The 732-nt window shown below is 61.5% G+C and carries 2 protein-coding genes; both read right to left on the bottom strand.

All coding sequences use genetic code 11. The features are described 5' to 3' along the window. On the bottom strand, positions 1 to 427 hold a 427-nt coding region (locus ABB30_RS15440), incomplete at its 3' end, for a heparan-alpha-glucosaminide N-acetyltransferase domain-containing protein (RefSeq protein WP_152980802.1). Between the two features lie 10 nt (positions 428 to 437). Then, the coding region (locus tag ABB30_RS15445) for an amidohydrolase family protein (protein WP_152980803.1) at positions 438 to 732 on the bottom strand (295 nt) is incomplete at its 5' end.

Genomic DNA, 732 nt, shown 5'->3' on the forward strand with positions numbered 1-732 from the left:
GGCATAGGGTCTGCGCCTTGGGCTTCAACCAGATCGCAACCGCACCGGCAAACGCAAAGCACAGGCCGATACGTTGCAGCACGCCCCATGGCCGGTAATGCGGCAGCTCCAGCCACCACCAGGCCAGGAAATGCAGCAGCAGGCCCAAACCGAGAATGCGTGCGGCGCGGATCAATACCGTACGCGTCAATGCACCACGATCAGCGCCCTGCTCCACCCGCGGCACCACGCCCAGCGCGATGGATACGCCGACAATCACCAGGAAGAACGGGAACACCAGGTCCGTAGGCGTGCAGCCATGCCATTCCGAATGCCGTAGCGGCGCAAAGACATAACTCCAGCTGCCGGGATTGTTGACCAGCAGCATGGCGGCCACGGTGATGCCACGCAGGGCATCCACCGAGGCATATCGAATGGCTTTGTTCATTGCCTGAAACTCAGTCGCGCTGACCGGCAATCCAGGTGCTCTGCACCTGCAGGTCGGTATCCAGCAATACAAAATCAGCCTGGTAGCCGGCTGCAATCTGCCCGTAGCGGTCATCCAGACCCAGGAACTGCGCCGGATACGTCGATGCCATGCGCGAAGCTTCGGCCAGCGACAAACCCAGCAGCCCAACCGTATTGCGCACGGCAGTGATCATGTCCAAAGCCGAACCCGCCAAGGCACCGGCAGCGTTGCGTACCACACCGTCAACGGCAGTGATCACTTCGCCATACAGCTCGAAAGCCGGG

It is taken from the genome of Stenotrophomonas ginsengisoli (assembly GCF_001431485.1).
Classification (GTDB): domain Bacteria; phylum Pseudomonadota; class Gammaproteobacteria; order Xanthomonadales; family Xanthomonadaceae; genus Stenotrophomonas; species Stenotrophomonas ginsengisoli.